This is a genomic window from Brachybacterium sp. NPDC056505 (assembly GCF_042794925.1).
In the GTDB taxonomy this organism is placed as follows: Bacteria; Actinomycetota; Actinomycetes; order Actinomycetales; family Dermabacteraceae; genus Brachybacterium; species Brachybacterium kimchii.
The window spans coordinates 229321-247978 of record NZ_JBHTSV010000001.1; the positions used below are offsets into that span (position 1 = coordinate 229321).

At 70.8% G+C, this 18658-nt stretch carries 16 protein-coding genes; 4 read left to right on the forward strand and 12 right to left on the reverse strand.

Going from position 1 to position 18658, the window contains the following annotated elements:
• Positions 1–106 precede the first annotated feature (106 nt).
• On the reverse strand, positions 107–1516 hold the full coding sequence (locus ACFQ53_RS01090; protein ID WP_377854087.1) for an MFS transporter: 1410 nt from the start codon (positions 1514–1516) through the stop codon (positions 107–109).
• A 304-nt stretch (positions 1517–1820) separates the two neighbouring features.
• Between ACFQ53_RS01090 and ACFQ53_RS01095 the strand changes: the two genes are divergently transcribed.
• Positions 1821–3557: a dihydroxyacetone kinase family protein gene (locus tag ACFQ53_RS01095; RefSeq protein ID WP_377854090.1), complete on the forward strand. Its 1737-nt coding sequence runs from the start codon at positions 1821–1823 to the stop codon at positions 3555–3557.
• Positions 3558–3655: 98 nt separating this feature from the next.
• Here ACFQ53_RS01095 and ACFQ53_RS01100 read toward each other — a convergent pair whose 3' ends face one another.
• From ACFQ53_RS01100 to ACFQ53_RS01110, 3 genes are all read right to left on the reverse strand, one after another.
• The gene (locus ACFQ53_RS01100) at positions 3656–4354 is read right to left on the reverse strand and encodes a GntR family transcriptional regulator (protein WP_377854093.1); all 699 of its coding nucleotides are present in this window, start codon (positions 4352–4354) and stop codon (positions 3656–3658) included.
• A 96-nt stretch (positions 4355–4450) separates the two neighbouring features.
• Positions 4451–5803, reverse strand: a complete 1353-nt coding sequence (locus ACFQ53_RS01105) for an MFS transporter (RefSeq protein WP_377854096.1) — start codon at positions 5801–5803, stop codon at positions 4451–4453.
• A 106-nt stretch (positions 5804–5909) separates the two neighbouring features.
• The gene (locus tag ACFQ53_RS01110) at positions 5910–6884 is read right to left on the reverse strand and encodes a 3-hydroxyacyl-CoA dehydrogenase family protein (protein WP_377854099.1); all 975 of its coding nucleotides are present in this window, start codon (positions 6882–6884) and stop codon (positions 5910–5912) included.
• Between the two features lie 371 nt (positions 6885–7255).
• On the opposite strand from ACFQ53_RS01110, the gene ACFQ53_RS01115 reads away from it, so the two are divergent.
• Entirely contained in the window at positions 7256–7612 is a 357-nt protein-coding gene (locus ACFQ53_RS01115) for a hypothetical protein (RefSeq protein ID WP_377854102.1), read from the forward strand.
• A 31-nt stretch (positions 7613–7643) separates the two neighbouring features.
• On the opposite strand, the gene ACFQ53_RS01120 is transcribed toward ACFQ53_RS01115, so the two are convergent.
• The 7 genes from ACFQ53_RS01120 to ACFQ53_RS01150 all read right to left on the reverse strand — a co-directional run bounded on the left by ACFQ53_RS01120 (position 7644) and on the right by ACFQ53_RS01150 (position 15118).
• A complete protein-coding gene (locus ACFQ53_RS01120; RefSeq protein ID WP_377854105.1) occupies positions 7644–7925 on the reverse strand; it encodes a hypothetical protein in 282 nt (93 codons plus the stop codon).
• Between the two features lie 87 nt (positions 7926–8012).
• The gene (locus ACFQ53_RS01125; protein WP_377854108.1) at positions 8013–9269 is read right to left on the reverse strand and encodes an alpha-hydroxy acid oxidase; all 1257 of its coding nucleotides are present in this window, start codon (positions 9267–9269) and stop codon (positions 8013–8015) included.
• 100 nt (positions 9270–9369) lie between these two features.
• Positions 9370–10422 carry a 2-hydroxyacid dehydrogenase gene (locus ACFQ53_RS01130; RefSeq protein ID WP_377854111.1) on the reverse strand — a complete coding sequence of 351 codons (1053 nt, stop codon included), beginning with the start codon at positions 10420–10422 and terminating at the stop codon, positions 9370–9372.
• Positions 10423–10477: 55 nt separating this feature from the next.
• The gene (locus ACFQ53_RS01135) at positions 10478–11809 is read right to left on the reverse strand and encodes an MFS transporter (RefSeq protein ID WP_377854114.1); all 1332 of its coding nucleotides are present in this window, start codon (positions 11807–11809) and stop codon (positions 10478–10480) included.
• Positions 11810–11863: 54 nt separating this feature from the next.
• Positions 11864–13273, reverse strand: a complete 1410-nt coding sequence (locus ACFQ53_RS01140) for an MFS transporter (protein WP_377854116.1) — start codon at positions 13271–13273, stop codon at positions 11864–11866.
• A 100-nt stretch (positions 13274–13373) separates the two neighbouring features.
• The gene (locus tag ACFQ53_RS01145) at positions 13374–14147 is read right to left on the reverse strand and encodes an SDR family NAD(P)-dependent oxidoreductase (protein ID WP_377854119.1); all 774 of its coding nucleotides are present in this window, start codon (positions 14145–14147) and stop codon (positions 13374–13376) included.
• A 50-nt stretch (positions 14148–14197) separates the two neighbouring features.
• A complete protein-coding gene (locus ACFQ53_RS01150) occupies positions 14198–15118 on the reverse strand; it encodes a sugar phosphate isomerase/epimerase family protein (protein ID WP_377854122.1) in 921 nt (306 codons plus the stop codon).
• 681 nt (positions 15119–15799) lie between these two features.
• Here ACFQ53_RS01150 and ACFQ53_RS01155 point away from each other — a divergent pair.
• Complete coding sequence (locus tag ACFQ53_RS01155) at positions 15800–16561, forward strand: triose-phosphate isomerase (protein ID WP_377854125.1); 762 nt, start codon at positions 15800–15802, stop codon at positions 16559–16561.
• 216 nt (positions 16562–16777) lie between these two features.
• Positions 16778–17539 (forward strand): SDR family NAD(P)-dependent oxidoreductase, encoded by a 762-nt coding sequence (locus ACFQ53_RS01160; protein ID WP_377854128.1) that lies wholly within the window; start codon positions 16778–16780, stop codon positions 17537–17539.
• A gap of 140 nt (positions 17540–17679) precedes the next feature.
• On the opposite strand, the gene ACFQ53_RS01165 is transcribed toward ACFQ53_RS01160, so the two are convergent.
• Entirely contained in the window at positions 17680–18618 is a 939-nt protein-coding gene (locus ACFQ53_RS01165) for a phosphogluconate dehydrogenase C-terminal domain-containing protein (RefSeq protein ID WP_283257934.1), read from the reverse strand.
• Positions 18619–18658 lie beyond the last annotated feature (40 nt).

The following is an 18658-nucleotide window of genomic DNA, read 5'->3' on the forward strand; positions in this document are numbered from 1 at the left end:
GCCGGATCTTGGTCGATCGTCTGACGGATGTCGGGCGGTGTCCGACATCGATGGATTCCCCGGCGGGGCGACGGGTACGCTCCGCCGGGGCACACCGGCCTCCTGGTCAGCCTGGAGCGACCTCTGTCGTCCCCGCCGCGCGCTCGTCGATGGCCCTCCCCCCGCCCTCGGCGCCCAGTCCGCGTGCGCTGCGCGCCAGCAGCACCATGAGCAGGGCCGAGAGCAGCATGAAGAAGCCGACCAGGAACATCGGCGCCTCGTAGCCGCCGGTCCAGTCGTGGACCGCGCCGGTGATGTACGGGGCGCTGAAGCCGCCGAGGTTGCCGAGTGTGTTGATGAGCGCGACGCCCGCGGCGGCTGCGGCGCCGGTGAGGAACTGGGTGGGCAGCGTCCAGAAGTTCGGCAGCGCGGCGAAGATCGCACAGGCGGTGACGGTGATGACCGCGATCGTCAGCGCGGGCGAGCCTGCGTACAGCGCGAGCGGGATCGAGACCCCGCCCACCAGTGCGGGCACCGCGATGTGCCAGGACTTCAGGCCGCTGCGGCTCGCGTGGCGCGACCAGAAGTACATGACGACCGCGGCGGGCAGGTAGGGGATCGCGGTGATCAGGCCCTTGGCGAGCACGCCGAAGGACTGCCCCGACTGGTCCTGGAAGCCCTCGATGATCGTGGGCAGGAAGAAGGCGAGCGCGTAGAGGCCGTAGATGAAGCCGAAGTAGATGATCGACAGCATCCACACGCGTCCGCTGCGGAAGGCGAAGCGCGCCGGCACGTGCCCGGTGCCCTCACTCTTCGCGCTCGACTCGGCGCGCAGGGAGTCGGTGAGCCACTCCTGCTCGGCGCGGGTCAGCCACGTCGCGTCGGCCGGGTGGTCCTTGAGGTAGAACAGCGCAGCGATGCCGACGATGATCGCGGGCAGGCCCACGCCCAGGAACATCACGCGCCAGCCGGCGAGGCCGAAGAGTCCGTGCTGCTGGATCAGCAGCCCCGCGAGCGGGGCGCCGATCACCGTGGTCAGCGGCTGCGCGAGGTAGAAGAGCATGAGGATGCGCCCGCGGTACGCCGAAGGCACCCACAGGCTCAGGAAGAGGATCGCGCCGGGAAAGAAGCCGGCCTCGGCGACGCCCAGCAGGAAGCGCAGCACCGTGAGCGAGGTGAAGCCCTGCACCCAGGTGAAGGCCACCGCGACCACGCCCCAGCTGATCATGATGCGCGCCAGCCAGATGCGCGCGCCGAAGCGGTGCAGCGCCAGGTTGGAGGGGATCTCCAGCAGGATGTAGCCGATGAAGAACACGCCGGAGGCGAAGCCGAACTGCACCGCGGAGAGCGCCAGGTCGTCGTTCATGCCGTTGGGGGAAGCGAAGCCGATCGCGGTGCGGTCCAGGTAGTTGATGAAGAACATCAGCGCGACGAAGGGGACCAGGCGCACCGAGACCTTGCGGATCGCGGAGCGGGCGACGGGGGAGTCGGCGTCGGGCGGGCCGACGGGCTGGGCGCCGGAGGAGGATGCGGTCACGGTGACTCCTGTGTCGGTGTGAGCGTCGGCGCGGCCGGGCGGCGTCGCCTGACGTCGGTCCGCTATAGTGTGGCAAACCGGTTGACCAATCGCAAGAGTGGCCGACGGGCGGGAGCAGACGGCGGGTGTCCGAGCGGCGCCCGTTGCTCGACCCGCCGTCCGACCCGCTCGCTGACTCGCGAGCCGACCTGCACACCGACTCGCACGCCCACGTTTCCTATAGGATCTGGTCGTTACGGTCCCGCTGTCCGCACCCGACCACGCCTACGGAGCCGTGAGAGCGGCCCTTCCTGGAGGATCCACGATGACGTATCTCTTCGATGACCCGAGTGAGTTCGCGGCCGACGCGGTGGCAGGGCTGGTGGCTTCGCAGCCGGGGTTGATGCAGGTCCATGGCGGTGTGGTCCGGTCCGCGCCGACGCCTGCGGGTCAGCCGGCGCTGGTGGCCGGCGGGGGTTCGGGGCACTATCCGGCGTTCGCGGGCTGGGTGGGGCCGGGGATGGCGCATGGTGCGCCGTCCGGGAACGTGTTCGCCTCGCCGTCGGCCTCGCAGGTGTGCTCGGTCGCGCGCAACGCGGAGAATGGCGGCGGGGTCATCCTCGGCTTCGGCAACTATGCCGGGGACGTGCTGCATTTCGGGCTGGCGGCGGAGAAGCTGCGGGCGGATGGGATCGATGTGCGGATCGTGAAGGTCAGCGATGACATCGCCTCGAACAGCCCCCAGAATCATCGGGATCGTCGGGGGATCGCGGGAGACCTGCCGGTCTTCAAGATCGTGGGCGCGGCGATCGAGGCGGGCGCGGATCTGGAGGCGGCCGAGCAGGTCGCGATCCGCGCGAACGATGCGACCCGCTCGTTCGGGGTCGCCTTCGACGGCTGCACCCTTCCGGGCGCGGACGCGCCCCTGTTCCACGTCGAGGACGGCCAGATGGCCGTCGGCCTGGGCATCCATGGCGAGCCGGGGGTGCGGGACGTGCCGCTGGGCACTGCGCGCGAGGTCGCGGCGATGCTGGTCGACGGCGTCCTCGCCGAAGAGCCGGACCGCGCGCCGGAGGGCGACGGCGGGTATCGGGGCCGAGCGGCGGTCATCGTCAACGGGCTCGGTACCGTGAAGTACGAAGAGCTGTATGTGGTCTATGGGCATGTGGCCCGGATGCTCGCCCAGCGCGGGATCACGCCGGTGCGTCCAGAGGTCGGCGAGCACGTGACGAGCCTGGACATGGCAGGTCTGTCGCTGACGGTCGTGTTCCTGGACGAGGAGCTCGAGGAGCTCTGGCTGGCGCCGGTGGACACGCCCGCGTTCCACCGCGGCGCGATGCCCGCACGGGATGCGGCCGACGGCGCCGCGTCGGTGGGTGCGGTGCGGTGGGAGCCGGGTGTGGATCCGATCCCGCAGGCGAGCGAGGAGTCGCGGGCCGCGGCGCACAAGGTCAGCGGTGTGCTGGACCTGTTCGAGGCCGTGTGCGCGCGGGAGGAGGCCGAGCTGGGGCGGATCGATGCGGTCGCCGGGGACGGCGACCACGGTCAGGGCATGGTCTTCGGCTCCAAGGGCGCGGCCGAGGCTGCGCGCGCCGCCGTGGCTGATGGTGCGGGTGCGCGCACGGTCCTGGTGCATGCGGGCGAGGCGTGGTCCGAGGCGGCCGGCGGCACGTCGGGCGCGCTGTGGGGTGCGGCGCTGATCGCGGCCGGTGGGACTGTGTCCGACGGTGCGGGCGTGCAGGGCTCGCAGGTCGTGGATGCGCTGGTCGCGGGCGTGGACACGATCGGGCGTCTGGGTGGGGCGGTCGAGGGCGACAAAACGATGATGGACGCCGCCCTGCCCTTCCGTCGGGTCCTGCTCGAGACGTTCGACGGGGTGGATGCGGCGGCGGCGATCTCGGCGGCGGCTGCGGCGGCGCGTGAGGCGGCGGAGGCGACCGCATCGATCACCGCGACCAAGGGCCGTGCCCGCGTGCTCGGCGAGAAGTCCATGGGCACCCCCGACCCCGGCGCCCTGTCCTTCTCCGTCCTCATGGCAGAGCTCGGCGCGCACCTCAGCTGAGAGGACGCTTCAGTGCGGCCGACGGACCGTCGGCCGCACCACGGGGCGCAGCCGCGACGGGTCGCCCGTCGCGGCGGATCGCCCGTTGCGGCGGCGGATCAGCCGTCGGCCCCCTCGGCCCCGCCTGCCATGGCGCCCGAGCGCTCGCGCACGCCCTCGAGGTGACGACGCAGCGCCTCGAGTGCGCCGTCGTGGTTGTGCTCGGCGACCCGCGCCAGGATCGCCTCGTGCTCGACGATGGCCTCGGCGGCGTCGATCTGCTCGGGGCCCTCCGACCAGGTCTGACGCATGCGGTGGCCGTGGGTGTTCAGCACCTCGCGCATCGACCCCAGGTAGTGGTTGCCCGCGTGCTTGAACAGGGCCTCGTGGAAGGCCGCGTCGGCGTCGAAGTACTCGTGCAGCAGCGCGTAGTCGGGCTCGCCCGCCGCGGCGATCCGATCGCCGATCGCGGTGTGCGCGGCGTGGGCGGCGCGCAGATCCTCCAGCAGCCCCTCCCACTCGGCGAACGCGCGGGTGAAGGCGGCGGTCTCGAGGATCAGACGCGCGTCGATGAGCTCGTCCATCTGCTCGGCGCTCAGCGGCGGAGCGACCACGAATCCCTTGAGGGCCTTGTACTCGATGAGCCCGGAGCGCTCGAGGGCGACCAACGCCTCTCGCACCGGGGTGGGGGAGACGTCGAGCTCGCGCGCGAGGCCGTCGATGCTCAGCCGCGACCCGGGGCGCCAGTTGCCCTGGACGAGGCGATTCTGGATCCCCTCCTGCACGTCCGCCCGCAGCACCTGCCGCTTGCTCGCCATGGGGTCTCCTGCTCGGTCGGGTGCATGCGTCGCAATCCGGATCCTAGAGGATCCGGACGGCGGCCCGTGGGGCAGTCGGCGGATCGCCGCGCCGCGTCAGCCGCGCTCGCCCGCCAGCTCCTCGCCCCGTCGGCCGATGGATCGACCCACCGGCTCGACCTGCTCGGGGTTCCGGCCCGCCCAGACGCGCATGCCGATCGCGGTGCCGATCGCGCCCAGGATGAGCACGGCACCCAGGAAGTACATGCCGTTGACGGCTTTGCCGGTGGCCTCGGAGACCGCGCCCACGACGTAGGGGCCGACGAATCCGCCGATGTTCCCGAAGGAGTTCACGAAGGCGATGCCGATCGCGGCGGTCGCCCCGACCAGGTAGCGGGTGGGAAGCGCCCAGAACACGCCCGCCACGGAGTACAGGAAGAACGCGGCCATGGACATCGCGGCGAGCTGCCACAGACCCGCGGGAGCGAGCGCCGAGAGCAGGATTCCCACCGCGCTGCCGATGTAGATGACGATCAGCGGGATCCAGTTCTCCCGCATCAGCGAGGCCAGGCGCGAGGTCACGAAGATGCCGATCACGCCGAACACGTACGGGATCGCGGAGAGCCAGCCGGTCGCGACGTCGGACCCGCTGAACGCGCTGACCACCGTGGGGACCCAGAAGCTGAGTCCATAGATCCCGACCGTCGAGGGGAAGAACAGCAGCGCGAACACCCACACGTACTTCGAGCCGAGCGCCCTCCACGGGTTCGCGTGGGACTGCTGGCCGAGCTCCGTGCGGTCCTTCTCGAGCTGGTCCTCGATCCAGTCGGCCTCGGGGCCGGTGATCCACGGGGCGGTGCGCGGAGTGTCCCGCAGCCACTTGAGGGTGGGCGCCGCGGCGATCATCGCGGCGAGGCCCGAGAGCACGAAGAGCCAGTGCCAGCCGCGCAGGCCCAGCCAGTCCAGCCCCAGGATGGAGCCGGCGAGCGGGCTCATCACCAGGAACGCGATCGGGGCGGCGAGCACGAACGTGCCGGTCGCCTTCGTGCGATGGCGCTGCGGGAACCAGAAGGTCAGGTAGTAGAGGACGCCCGGGTAGAAGCCGGCCTCGGCGACGCCCAGCAGGAAGCGCAGCAGGTAGAAGACCTCGGTCGACGGGGTCAGCGCCGTGAGCGCCGTGATCAGGCCCCACGTGAACAGGATCCGCGCGAACCAGACGCGCGGCCCCACCTTGGGCAGCAGGTAGTTCGAGGGCACCTCGAACAGGAAGTACGCGAGGAAGAACAGGCCGGCGCCGAGACCGAAGGCGGCGTCGCTGAGGCCGATGTCCGTGGACATCTGCAGCTTCGCGTAGCCGATGACGGAGCGGTCGATGTAGGCGATGGTGTACAGCACCATCACGAAGGGGACGATGCGGCGGGTGATCTTCGAGATCAGGGCGCGCTCGTCGACGGTCGTGGTCGAGTCCACGGTGACTCCTCGGGATATGGGACGCAGGGGATCGGCCGACTGGTCGGGTCGGCACGACAGGCTGCGGGCGCTTCGGCGGGTCGGGTCGAGGGGATCGGCCGACGGGTCAGGACGACGGGCGCTTCGTGCCGCGCGGGGCGGGGCCGAGGTCGCGCAGGACCTCGCGCATGCGGGCGTAGGCCTTGTTGCGGTAGGCGATGAGCTCGGCCTTGGTGTCCTCGTCGTAGTCCTCGACGAGGCCGTGGCCGTTCTTCAGGCCCTTGCGGTCTGCGGCGACCGCGTCCTTCAGCAGCTCGGGGGTCGCCAGACGCTCGCCGTAGGCCTCTTCGAAGGTGCGGAAGCAGTTGGCGTAGACGTCGAGCCCCGCCTGATCGGCGATCGCGAAGGGCCCGAAGAAGCCCAGGCGGAAGCCGAAGGTGGTGCGCACGATCGTGTCCACGTCGTCCACGGTCGCCACGCCCTCCTCGACCACGCTCGTGGCCTCCTTGAGCAGGGCGTACTGCAGGCGGTTCAGGACCATGCCCGGGGTGTCGGCGACCTGGGCGCCCTCGCAGTCGGCACGGGCCAGCAGGTCCTTGACCGCGTCGATCGACTCCTGGGTGGTGGCCTCGCCCGCGACCAGCTCGACGCCCGGGATGAAGGGCATCGGGTTGGAGAAGTGCACGGTGAGGAAGCGCTCGGGGCGGGTGACGGCGGGGGCGAGGACGCGCACGGGGATCGTCGAGGTGTTCGTGCCGATGATCGCGTCGGGGCGGGCCGCGGCGGAGATCCGGCCCAGCACCTCCTGCTTGACCTCGGGCAGTTCGAAGACGGCCTCCTCGATGAAGTCCGCGTCGGCCACGGCCTCCTCGATGGTCTTGCCGGCGCTGAGGTGGGCGGCGACCGCGTCGGCGCTGCCGGCGGGTACGAGCCCCTGCTCCTCGCTCGCGCGGGCCTCGCCGAGGATGCGCTCGAGGGCAGCGTCGGCGGCTTCGACGCTCACGTCGGCGATCTGGACGGGGAGGCCGGCCATGGCCAGCACCTGCGCGATGCCTCCGCCCATGTAGCCGGCGCCGACGACGGTCACGGTGCTGATGGTCATGAGAAGACTCCTTCGTCTGGGGTGCGCGGGTTCGCGCGGTGCGAGGCGTGCGTGCGCGGGCGCGAGGGCCCGCGAATCGTCATGTGCGCGGGGGCCCCCCTCCGGAGGCAGCCGGAGTCGTCCGCAACGCGATGCCGCAATCCTATAGATCCTATTGGATATCTGCCAGAGTGTTCCGGGTGTCGAGTCGACGAGCGTGGCGACAGGGTGTGAAGCGATGGATGTGCGGAGCGATCGTGTAGGAAGGCGGTGCGTCGGAAGCTCAGTCGGCAGCTGGTCCGGAGTCTGAGGCGATAGCTGAGCCGGAGGCGCGCAGCGCCTCGTCCCGTAGGGTGCACGCATCACTCAGCGCGTGGCCCACGGAGGTGCCGATGCTCTCCCTGTCCGGAAGCGGTCTGCTGCGGGACGTCCGTTCCGAGCCCACCGACGACCCCGAGATGGTGGGAGTCAGCATCCTGCTCGACGCGCACGACGTCGGCTCACCGGACACGGGGACGGCGACCGTTCTCCTGCACTGGTTCTGCGGTGAGGAGGAGTCTGCCGTCTGGCTCGAGCTCGCGCGCTGGGATCCTCCGCCGCGGGTCTGGTTCTCCGGCATGGGACCGCTGATCGAGGCGGAGCACGTGAGCGATCCCCGTGTGGACGGTGCGCTCTTCGATCTCGTGGCGTGGATGGTCGCGCTCGATGCGATGGTGGTGCGGAGGGTCGAGGCGACGGGTGGCGCGTGAGGGGAGCGCTCCGCGGACGGTCGGTGCAGGGTCAGCCCCGGTCGCGGGATCCGATCAGCAGCCCGAGTACTGCGGGGATGATGAACGTGAGCAGCCACGCTCCGAACGCCGCAGCGATGATGGGGATGAGCTCGGCGCGGCTCTCATCGGGCACATCTCCACCCACGACGAAGTAGATGATCAGGATCAGCACGCCGAGCGCGAAGAGGAGAACCCTCAGCGTGTTCACCAGGGTCCGTATCGGGCGGGTCGCGAGCCTGACGAGGAACCCGAAGACTGCACCTGCAGCCAGCAGGGCGATGACGATCCACATGCCTTCACCCTACGAGAGTGCTCGCCAGAGGCGACGCGCCTCCCGACCTGCGTGCCCGCTCGGATGTTCCGTCGGCCGTCCCTGACCTCACCCCTCCGGCTCCCGATGCACCCCCACCCCGTGCCAGGCCTCCGGGTAGTCCACGAACCCGCGGTCCAGCACGGCGACGCTGGGCGCGCCGAGCTGGCCCATGGCCAGTGAGAGCTCCTCGTCGAGGATGTCGATGACGCGGGCGACGCCGCGCTCGCCGGCGGCGGCGTTCGCATAGCCCCAGGCGCGGCCCACGGAGACCAGGTCCGCGCCGACGGCGAGGGCCTTGGCGATGTCGTCCCCGGTCCGCACGCCGGAGTCGAAGACCACGGTCATGTCCGCGCCCACGGCGTCGACGATGCTCGGCAGCACGCTGATGGTGCTCGGCGAGGAGTCGAGCTGACGTCCGCCGTGGTTGGAGACATAGATGCCCTGCGCGCCGACGTTCCGTGCGCGCTGGGCGTCCTCGGGCGTGAGGATCCCCTTGAGGTACAGCGGGCTGTCCCACTGCCTGCGCACATCCTCGATGCTGTCCCAGGTCAGAGTGAGGTTCGCGAGGTACTTCGCGACGAACTCCTGGTGCGAGACGGCATTGTCGCCCTGGATCTCGCCGCGCAGGTTGCGGAAGCCGATGGCCGGCGGGCGCATAATCGCGAGCGTCCAGTCCAGGTGCCGCACCGCCTCCAGGGCGTTGCGCGCGGTCACCTTGGGCGGGATCGACATGCCGTTGCGGTGGTCGCGGTAGCGCTTGCCGTTCAGCGGGACGTCGACCGTGACCACCATGGCCTCGGCGCCGATGGCCTGCGCGCGCTGGATCAGGTTGGTGACGATCCGCTCGCTCTTGTACATGTACAGCTGGTACCAGAGCGGCCCGGTCGCGGCGTCGGCGATCTCCTCCATCGACCAGTTCGAGGCGGTCGAGATCGTGAACGGGATGCCCGCCTTCCCGGCCGCGCGCACGGCGGGCAGCTCTCCGGTGCCTCCGATCATCCGCTGCAGACCCAGCGGCCCCAGCACGTAGGGGCGCGCCAGGGCCATCCCGTCGACCTCGGTGGCGATGTCCACGTGCGAGATGTCGGTGAGCCACCGGGGCCGGAATCTCACCCTGCGCAGGTCCTCCTCGTTCACGGACTTCGTGATCTCGTGGTTCGAGGCCCCGTCGATGATGTCGAAGGCCATCGTCGGCAGACGCCGCCTCGCGAGGGCGCGGAAGTCCTCGACCGACGGCGCGGACTCGACGGGGTCGACGCGCAGGCCGCCCGCGGCGATCATCTTCGCGAATTCGACGGCTCCGGACAGCGGGTTCTCGGGCATGTCTCCTCCTCGGATCGGGCGATGCTCTCAGGCCGACGGGTCCTGCGGTCCGACGGAGTCCTCGGGTCGGATGGATCGTTCGGATCGGTCCCTGTGCAGGTCAGGCGGCGGCCCCCGAGGGGCGCGGAGCGTTCACCAGGTGCGCGGGCTCCTGGCCCTCGGCCACGGCGATCACCTCGCCGAGGACCTCGGCCGCCGTCGCCGCGGTGAAGTCCGCAGTCCAGCACAGGGAGTGCGGGGTGAGCAGCACGTTGTCGAGCTCGAGCAGCGGGCTGGTCGTCGGCAGCGGCTCTGTCTCGAAGACGTCGAGGGCGGCGCCGGCGATCGTGCCCTCGCGCAGCGCCTCGACGAGCGCTCGCTCGTCGACGACCGCGCCGCGGGCGACGTTGATGAGGTGCCCGTCGGCCCCGAGCGCCTCGAGCTCGGCCCGGCCGATGAGGTGGCGGGTCTGTGCGTTCGAGGAGACGGTGAGGATCGCGAAGTCGCTGCGGCGCAGCAGCTCCGGCAGCTCCACCTGCTCGACGCCCTGCTCGGCGCAGAACTCGGGACGCGGCGTGCGGTTGTAGGCGATCACGTCGAGGCCGAGCCCGCGCAGCAGACGCACGGTCTCACGGCCGATGCCGCCGAGCCCGACCACGCCGATCGTCGCGCTCGCGAGCCCGCGCCCGCGCAGTCCCGCGCGCTGCTCCCAGTGCCCGGTGCGCACCAGCTGCGACTTCGGGACCAGGTGGTGGGCGAGGGCGAACAGCAAGGTGAGCGCGGCGTGGGCCATCGGCACGCGCAGCCCCGTCGGCGCATTGGTCACCGGGATCCCGCGGGCGGCGCAGGCCTCGAGGTCGACCTGGTCAAAGCCCGCCCCGAACCGCGCGACGTGCTTGATCGTCGTCTCCTCGCCCGGCGGCGCGTCGCCCAGCTGCGCATCGCCGAGCTGCCCGCCCAGCTGCTCCTCGCCGAAGGGCGACTCGCCCATCAGCAGCACGGCGTCGAAGCCGTGGAGCGTGTGTGCCGTGAGCTCCTGCTGGGCGACGTCGATCGGCGACCATTCGATGCCGTGCTCGGCGAGCGAGCCCAGACCGATGTCGCCGTGGATGGTGCGGCCGGATGCGTCGATGCCCTCGGCGGCGACGGCGAGGCGCCAGGGTGTGCTGCTCATGCGAGCCTCCTGGGGTGCGTGGGGTGCGTGGGAATGATGGTGCGGTCGGGGCGGGTCATGCGGCGCCGACCTCCGCGGACTCTGTCGCCTCGCGCTGCGGGATCGGCCGACGGATCAGCAGCCCGAAGAACAGGGCGCCGCAGGCCGCGATCACGCCGGCGAGCACGAACGAGGGCGAGTAGCTGCCGGTCGCGTCGAACACCATGCCGGTGATCACCGGGGCGAGCGCGCCGCCGAAGTAGCCGCCGAAGTTCATGATGCCGCCGAACCGGGCCGCGTAGGCGTCGGGCACGATGTCGGAGGTGACGGCCCAGGCCTGCGCCTGCACGACCGCGATCAGGCCGAGCGCGAGGCTCAGCACCACCAGCGCCAGGGCGAGCGTGTGGACGAGCGGCACCAGGCACAGCAGCACGCCGATCACGATCGAGGCGATGACCAGCACGATCCGCTTGGAGGCGAGGGGCGTGCGTCCGCGCCGCGCGAGGATCAGCGTGATGCGTCCGCCGAAGATCGCGCCGAGCGCGGCGACCACGTAGGGGATCGCAGCGACCACACCCGTCTGCGCGATCGAGACGCCCAGCGAGTGCTGGAGGAACAGCGGCAGGAAGGTGATGAAGATGTTCCAGATCCAGATCGAGGTGAAGAAGCCGAGCATCATGCCCCAGGTCTGGCGGAACGTGAACAGCTTCAGCCAGGGGATCTTCACGGCGTCGGCGCTCTCGGCGGCGTCGCGGCCGGCGAGGATGTGCCGGTACTCCTCGTCGGAGAGGCGCTTGGCGTCCTCGGGGGCACGGTAGAACGCCCAGAAGGCCGCGGCGAGCACGATGCCCGCGACGCCCAGGGCCAGGAACATCGCCCGCCAGCCGAAGGCGAGCATGAGCACCGTGAGCACGGGCGGCGCGATCGCCGAGCCCCACTTCGAGCCCGAGTCCCAGATCCCGGCGGCCTGGCCGCGCTCGGAGCGCGGGAACCAGTGGGTGGAGATCTTCGAGCTGTTGGGGGAGTTCGGGGACTCGCCGATGCCCAGCAGCACGCGGAAGACGAGGAAGTGGCCGAGCGTGTGCCCGGCGGCCATCAGCGCCGAGGCGATCGACCAGATGCCGACGGCCAGGAAGTACATACGCCGCGGCCCGACTTTGTCGATGAGGTAGCCGACGGGCAGCTGGCAGATCGCGTACGTCCAGGAGAACACGCTGCCCATGAGGCCGATGTCCGTCTGGGTGAGGCCGAGCTCGTCGATCATGTGGGGCGCGGCGATCGAGACCGAGGCGCGGTCCATGTAGTTCAGGACCCCGGCCAGCAGCAGCCAGATCAGCACGAAGTAGCGGAGGTTGCGGACTTTGCGGTGGTCCCGCGCGCGGCGGGCGTCCTCGGCGTCGAGGCTCATGGTGACCTTCTCGGGGAGAGGGGAGCGGCGGTGCTCCGCGGTGAGGGCCCGCCTTCAGGCGGTGCCGTGCCCGGTCCGCGCGGCGCCGTCGCGCCGTTCGAACAGGGCGGTGCCGGCGACCAGGAGGGCGCCGACGAACGGGGCGATCGCGAGCATGACCAGGCCCGCGGCCTGGCTGTCGAACGCGGTCACCATCCAGGAGCGCAGGTTCGGAGCGATGAAGCCGCCCAGGTTCCCGAGCCCGTTGATGAGGCCGACGCCCGCCGCCATGGCGGCGCCGGAGAGATAGCCGGTGGGGATGTTCCAGAAGATCGGCTGCGCGGAGACGAAGCCGATCGCGGCGAGGCACAGCGCGGCCATCGCGAGCACCGGCTGGCTGAGGAAGGCGCTCGCCGCGAGCCCCACTCCCGAGAGCACGAGCATGAGCGTCGCGGTCGAGCGGTAGGCCGCCCGACGGTCCGCCCAGCGGCCGACGAACAGGTTCACGACCAGTGCGCACAGCCACGGGATCGCCACCAGCAGGCCGACCAGGAAGCCGACCTCGCGGCCGGTGATGCTCGCGACCTGCGCGGGCAGGAAGAACGTCAGACCGTACACGGCGACCTGGATGGTGAGGTAGATGAGGGCGAAGTAGAGCACGCGCGGGTTCAGCAGCGCCCTCCACCAGGAGAGCTTCGCGACCTGCTCCTTCGTCTCCGCCTCGGCCGCGAGGACGCCCTCGAGGGCGTCCCGCTCGCCGGCGGTGAGCCAGCGGGCGCGGGCGGGGCGGTCGGTGAGCGCGAAGATCGCTATCACGCCGACGATCACCGCGAGCAGGCCCTCGAGCAGGAACATCCACTGGTAGCCGTGCAGTCCGAGCGCGCCGTCGAGCTCGAGGAGTCCGCCGGACAACGGCCCGCCGACGACGTTCGCGATCGGCAGCCCCAGGTAGAACAGGGCCGTGGCCTGGCCGCGCGTGCGGCGCGGGAACCAGTACGTGAGGTACAGGATGACGCCGGGGAAGAAGCCCGCCTCGGCGACGCCCAGCAGGAACCGCAGGACGTAGAACATGACCGGGCCGGTCGTGACCATGAACAGTCCGGCGACCACGCCCCAGGAGACCATGATCCGCGCCATCCACCAGCGCGCCCCGACCCTGTGCATGATCAGGTTCGAGGGCACCTCGAAGACGGCATAGCCGAGGAAGAACAGCCCGGCCCCGAAGGCGTAGGCCGCGGCCCCGAGGCCGGCGTGAACCTCGAGGGACTCCTCGGCGAAGCCGATGTTCGAGCGATCGATGAACGCGATGACGAACATGAGCATGAGGAAGGGCAGCAGCCGCCAGCGGGCCTTGCGGGTGGCCGAGGCGACCGCGGGCGAGAAGGCGAGCTGCTCCGCCTCGTCGACGGTGTGCACGGCGCGGGCGTCGGGCGTCGCGGCGGGCTGCTCCGGGCGGTCGCCGGATGGGGATGACGTCGTCGTCACGGAATGCTCCTCAGGACGTGCAGGAGGGGATCGGCCGGGCGCGCACAGGGAATGCTGCGGGTGCTGCGGGGGTCGCGCGGCCCGGCCGACGGTGGTGGGGTCAGACCATGTGCTTGCCGCCGTCGACGAAGACGGAGTCCCCGTTGACGAAGCTCGAATCCTCGCTGACCAGGAACTTGATGAGGCCCGCGACCTCCTGCGGCTGGCCGACGCGCTGCAGCGGGATGTCGGATGACATCCCAGCCTTGCGCTCGTCGGTGAGGGTGCCGCCCATGATGTCGGTGTCGATGGGGCCCGGGACGATCGCGTTGCAGGTGATGCCGTGCTTCCCGAGCTCTCGGGCGCCGCCTCGGGTCAGGCCCAGCACGGCCGCCTTCGCCGCGGCGTAGCCGGTCTTGGAGAAGGTGCCGCCGCCGTCGTAGGCGGTGATCGAGGAGGTGTTGACGATGCGTCCGCCGTGGCCGCCCTCGATCATGCGGGTCGCCGCGGCCTGCATCATGAACAGGGTGCCCTTGGCGTTGACGTCCATGACGCGGTCCCAGGTCGCGGCGTCGAGCTCGAAGATCGTGTGGGGGCTGGGGATGCCGGCGAGGTTCACCTCGGCGAGCACGGGCGGCAGGTCGCGGTCGATGATCGCGAAGGCCGCCTCGACGGACTCCTTGTCGGAGATGTCGACGCCGATGCCGACCACGCTGCGGCCGGACTCGGCGGCGAGCTCGGTGGCGAACTCCTGGACGGAGGCCTCGTCGATGTCGAGGACGGCCACGTCCCAGCCGGCGCCGGTGAGGGCGCGGGCGACGTGGCGGCCGATGCCGCGCGGGGCGCCCGCCCCGGTGACGACGGCGGTGCGGTTCTCGGGGAACGTGCTGGTCATTGCTGCTCCTTCGCAGATGTGGGGTGGGGCGGGGTGGTGCGGGGGCGTGCTCAGGCGAGCGCGGAGGCGAGCACCTGGCGGATGTACTGGATGTTCTCGGCGATCACGCCCAGGGAGTCCGAGCCGTAGTGCTCGCAGCAGAAGGGCCCGGTGTAGCCGAGCTCGAGGGCGCGGCGGATGACCTGCCGGTAGTTCACGTAGCCGTACTTCAGCGGCATGGGCGCCGACGTGTACGCGCCGGTCGCCGGGTCGAAGTCCCGCGTGTAGTTCTTGATGTGCCAGAAGTTCGCGTGGGGCAGCACCGTCTCGTACATGTCGCTCGGATGCGGCATCGGCCGGTGCAGGCGCACCAGGTTGCCGAGGTCCGGGTTCAGGCCGACGGCCTCGTGGTCGACGTCCTTCAGGAACGCGACGGCGTCCTCGGGGGTGCCGACGTAGGTGTCCTCGTACATCTCGAGGCTGAGCTGCAGGCCGTTCGCCTTCGCGTGGTCGCCGAGCTCGCGCGTGCGCTGGATCGCGAGATCGCGCAGCGCCGGGTCGTCGCGGTGGCCGTCCTCGAGCCAGAACCAGATGGCGTCGGCCTGGGCGGGGGTGAGGGCCTGCATGAAGCCGATGTTCACGACGCTCGCCCCGAAGCTGGGCGCGATGTCCATCAGCCGGTGGGCCTCGGCGAGGAAGTCCTCGCCCTTCTCCCGGTCGACGACGGAGCTGCGGGTCATCGAGATCGAGGGGATGGTGAGGCCCGCGTCCTCCAGCGTGCTGCGGAACTCCTCGACGCGTGCGTCGCTCAGACGGGCGAGGGGCACCCAGGCGTCGGTCGGGTCGATCTGGGTGATGCCGAGGTCGCGGGCCTGGCGCATCTGGGAGGCCCACACGCTCGCGGGCGCGTCCTTGATGTGGCCGCCGTCGGGCGCGGTGGCGCCGAACGAGAGCATGTTGGCGGCGATCGGCCAGGACTCGGCAGTGAGCATCTTCGGTCTCCTTCGCGACGACTGTTCCTATAGGATTTCCGCAACGGGGGTCGATGTCAAGCGGGGCTGCGGCGCGCGAGTGGGTGCCACCTATAGGATCGCCCGTCGTGGTCGGGGTCATCCGCCGGGCTGAGGATCGCCCGCCGGGCTGGGGATCGTCCGTCGTGCTCGGAGCCGGTGCGCGCGGTCCCGACGTGGGTGCGCGCCTTCGGCTGGCTCCGGTGAGGCGCGAGGGGTGAGGGTCGAGGCGCGACGGGCGACGGGGGAGGGGCGACGGGCGAGGGTGCTGGACGCTACGAGTTGCGGTGGAAAAGCGACGGAATGCCCTGCAGGCCGACGGACCCGCGGCGAGCGGATGGGAACGAAAACCCACCGCAACTCGTAACGCCCCCACACCTCGACCGGCATGCTGCCGCGAATCCGCCCTTCACCGAGTCCGCGCATCGGGCGTCGGCGGCGATCCGTTCCACTCATCGGGAAGAATCGGCTCGACAGGCGAGAGCGGGCGTTCCCGCGGGAACGCCTCCCGGTAGCGTCCCGTGCGGCCGACCCTCCCCGAAGGTCGACGCCGGTCCTCGTCCCCGGGGCCCGTGCGATCCGCTGACTCCGCGAGCCGCCGGACCATCGGGACTCCGTGCCACCACCGCTCTGCACCACCACGAACAGCGAGGAACCACCCCCATGCAGCCCCTCTGGATCGGCACCAGCTGGAAGATGAACAAGACCCTCGCCGACGCGCGCGAGTGGACGTCGGCGCTCGTCGAGAACCTGGACGGCCCCGCCCCCGAGGGCGTGCAGCCCTTCGTCATCCCCTCCTTCACCGCCACGACGACCGTCGCGCAGATCCTCGCCGAGGACTCGCCCGTGCTGCTGGGCGTGCAGAACGCGCACTGGGAGGACGCCGGCGCATGGACCGGCGAGATCTCCGTGCCGCAGGCGAAGGACGCGGGCGCGCAGATCGTCGAGATCGGCCACTCCGAGCGCCGCGAGCACTTCGGAGAGACCGTCGAGACCACGCGCCTCAAGGTCGCGGCCTCGCTGCGGCACGGGCTCACGCCCCTGCTGTGCATCGGCGAGAGCGCTGAGGTGAAGGACGCCGGAGGCTCCTCCGCCTTCATCCTCGAGCAGGCGCGCGGCGCTCTCGAGGGGCTCACCGAGGATCAGCTGGCCGACGTCGTCATCGCCTACGAGCCCATCTGGGCGATCGGGGAGAAGGGGCGCCCGGCTACTGTCGAGGAGCTCGTGGAGCCCTTCGCGGCCCTCGGCGCCGAGTACACGGGCCGCGTGAAGGGCCTGCTGTACGGCGGCTCCGTGAACCTCGAGAACGCGGCCGACCTGCTCGGGATCGAGCACGTCACCGGTCTGTTCGTCGGTCGCACTGCGTGGGAGATCGAGGGGTACCTCGAGCTGCTGCGGATCGGTGCGGAGCACGCGAGGGGCTGATCCCGCGGGACCGGCGGGCCCCAGGACGGTGGGTCGTTGGGCGGCTGGTCCCTGGACGGCGGCCCCCAGGACGGCGACCCGCCGGACCCGAGGCCTGGCTCGCAGGATCGTGGGGCACTACTCTGACCACGAGTGGTGAACCGGTTGGTCGCACGGAGTGCTGATGCCCGCGCCGTCGACCGGTCGCCCTCCCGCACCCCCGACGATGGAGGACCGATGACACCCACCACCCAGCGTCTCGACGGCAGGACGGCCCTGGTCACGGGCGCCGGCTCCGGCATCGGCCGCGCGATCGCCGACCGCTTCGCAGCCGAGGGCGCGCGCGTCATCTATGCCGACATCGACGAGCAGGCGGCCCGCGAGGCCGCCGACGAGACCGGCTCCCAGGCCATCCGCATGGACGTCTCCGACGAGTCGAGCGTCGAGGCCGCCTACGCGGACCTCGCCGTGCGCGGCGCCTCGCCCGATGTGGTCGTCGCGAACGCCGGCGTGCAGCTGTTCGGACAGGACGCGAAGACCGCCGACGTGCCGCTCGAGGCCTGGAACAGGACGCTCGCGGTGAACCTCACCGGCACCTTCCTCACCGTCAAGCACGGGGTGCGCGCGCTGCTCGCCTCTGGTGGCGGCTCCATCATCTGCACCGGCAGCCCGACGGGCCTGAACGGCGAGGGCGCCGACTTCGCCGCCTACAGCTCCACGAAGGGCGGCATCCACTCCCTCGTGCGCGCGACCGCGATGGCGTACGCGGGCGACAACATCCGCGTGAACACGGTGGTGCCCGGATACACCGAGACGTCGCTGGTCACCACGATCTCCGAGGACCCGGGTGCCCGCGAGGGGATCGTCGGACGCACGCCGCTCGGCCGCGCGGGCACCCCCGACGACGTCACCGGCATCATGGTCTACCTCGCGAGCGAGGAGTCCAGCTTCGCCACCGGCGCGATCTTTCGCGTGGACGGCGGCATGACCTCGCTGTGACGGGTGCCGGCACGGACTGACGTCGTGGCCGCGGGACCCGTCGGGCCTCACGCTCGGATTCCCGGCACAGCCGAAGGGCCGCCCCGAGATCTCCCTCGAGGGCGGCCCTTCTCGTCGGCCCTCCGGCCGTGCGGGCGGGATCAGCGCTTCACGGCGTCGATCTTCAGCATCTTGGCGATGACGGAGTCGAGCTCGGAGTCCTTCCAGATCTTCTGCCAGTCCTCGCGGATGATCGACTCGCGGCCGTAGTCCATCGCCAGCAGGCAGGCGTCGGAGAACGGGTTCGAGCCGCGCAGGGCGTTGGTAAGCGAGATGAAGATGTGGCCGTAGAAGATCGCCTTCACGGCGTCCTCGGGGATGCCCTGCTCGTTGATCGCGTAGTCCATGGAGTCCTTGAGGAACTGGCCGATCATGCAGCCGGTGGTCTCCACGAGCGTGGGCTCGAGCTGGGCGAGCTGCTTGACGGTCACCCAGTGCACGTCGATCACGGGGGCGTAGATCGCGCGGATGACGTCCTCGACGCGCTTCTTCGCGGCGGCGCGCTCGTCGTCGGCCCCGGCCGAGGCGTCCTCCTCGCCCTCGAGGGCGGCGACGACCTCCTGCGGGGCGGCGATGCCGCCGAAGGTGTCCGCCCACTCCTCGGCGCTGGTGCGCTCGAGGAACACCGAGGGGTGCGCCGGGTGGGCGCACGCCTGCAGCACGCCCTCCTGGGTGGCGAGCAGGCCCGCATAGGCGGCGGCGGGGTCCAGGGTGAGCAGCACCGAGCCGGCCTTCATCTTCGGCACGACCTGCTCGGAGACCTTCCCGAGGACCACGTCGGGCACGGCGAGGATGACGACGTCGCACTCGCCGGCGACCTCGTCGATGTCGCTCACGGTGCGGCCCAGCGCCTCGACGCGCTCGATGCCGGAGGGGGAGGACTCGCAGTAGTGGATGGTCGCGTCGGTGAGGTTGAGGTTGTTGGACACGCGCGTGCCCATCTTCCCGGCGGCGCCGACGACGGCGACGGTGAGGCTCGCGTCGAGCTCGACGCTCTTGCCCTTGAGCGGGTTCAGGTCACGGCTGTCGGTGGTGGTCATGGAGTCCTCCTGGTCGGTGGCGGATGAATGAGTGGTCGGG

Excerpts from the sequence above, each read along its gene's own strand:
- ACFQ53_RS01095 (WP_377854090.1), top strand. The coding sequence starts at position 1,821 with ATGACGTATCTCTTCGATGACCCGAGTGAGTTCGCGGCCGACGCGGTG.
- ACFQ53_RS01100 (WP_377854093.1), bottom strand. The coding sequence starts at position 4,354 with ATGGCGAGCAAGCGGCAGGTGCTGCGGGCGGACGTGCAGGAGGGGATC.
- ACFQ53_RS01110 (WP_377854099.1), bottom strand. The coding sequence starts at position 6,884 with ATGACCATCAGCACCGTGACCGTCGTCGGCGCCGGCTACATGGGCGGA.
- ACFQ53_RS01115 (WP_377854102.1), top strand. The coding sequence starts at position 7,256 with ATGCTCTCCCTGTCCGGAAGCGGTCTGCTGCGGGACGTCCGTTCCGAG.
- ACFQ53_RS01120 (WP_377854105.1), bottom strand. The coding sequence starts at position 7,925 with ATGTGGATCGTCATCGCCCTGCTGGCTGCAGGTGCAGTCTTCGGGTTC.
- ACFQ53_RS01125 (WP_377854108.1), bottom strand. The coding sequence starts at position 9,269 with ATGCCCGAGAACCCGCTGTCCGGAGCCGTCGAATTCGCGAAGATGATC.
- ACFQ53_RS01130 (WP_377854111.1), bottom strand. The coding sequence starts at position 10,422 with ATGAGCAGCACACCCTGGCGCCTCGCCGTCGCCGCCGAGGGCATCGAC.
- ACFQ53_RS01135 (WP_377854114.1), bottom strand. The coding sequence starts at position 11,809 with ATGAGCCTCGACGCCGAGGACGCCCGCCGCGCGCGGGACCACCGCAAA.
- ACFQ53_RS01145 (WP_377854119.1), bottom strand. The coding sequence starts at position 14,147 with ATGACCAGCACGTTCCCCGAGAACCGCACCGCCGTCGTCACCGGGGCG.
- ACFQ53_RS01150 (WP_377854122.1), bottom strand. The coding sequence starts at position 15,118 with ATGCTCACTGCCGAGTCCTGGCCGATCGCCGCCAACATGCTCTCGTTC.
- ACFQ53_RS01155 (WP_377854125.1), top strand. The coding sequence starts at position 15,800 with ATGCAGCCCCTCTGGATCGGCACCAGCTGGAAGATGAACAAGACCCTC.
- ACFQ53_RS01160 (WP_377854128.1), top strand. The coding sequence starts at position 16,778 with ATGACACCCACCACCCAGCGTCTCGACGGCAGGACGGCCCTGGTCACG.
- ACFQ53_RS01165 (WP_283257934.1), bottom strand. The coding sequence starts at position 18,618 with ATGACCACCACCGACAGCCGTGACCTGAACCCGCTCAAGGGCAAGAGC.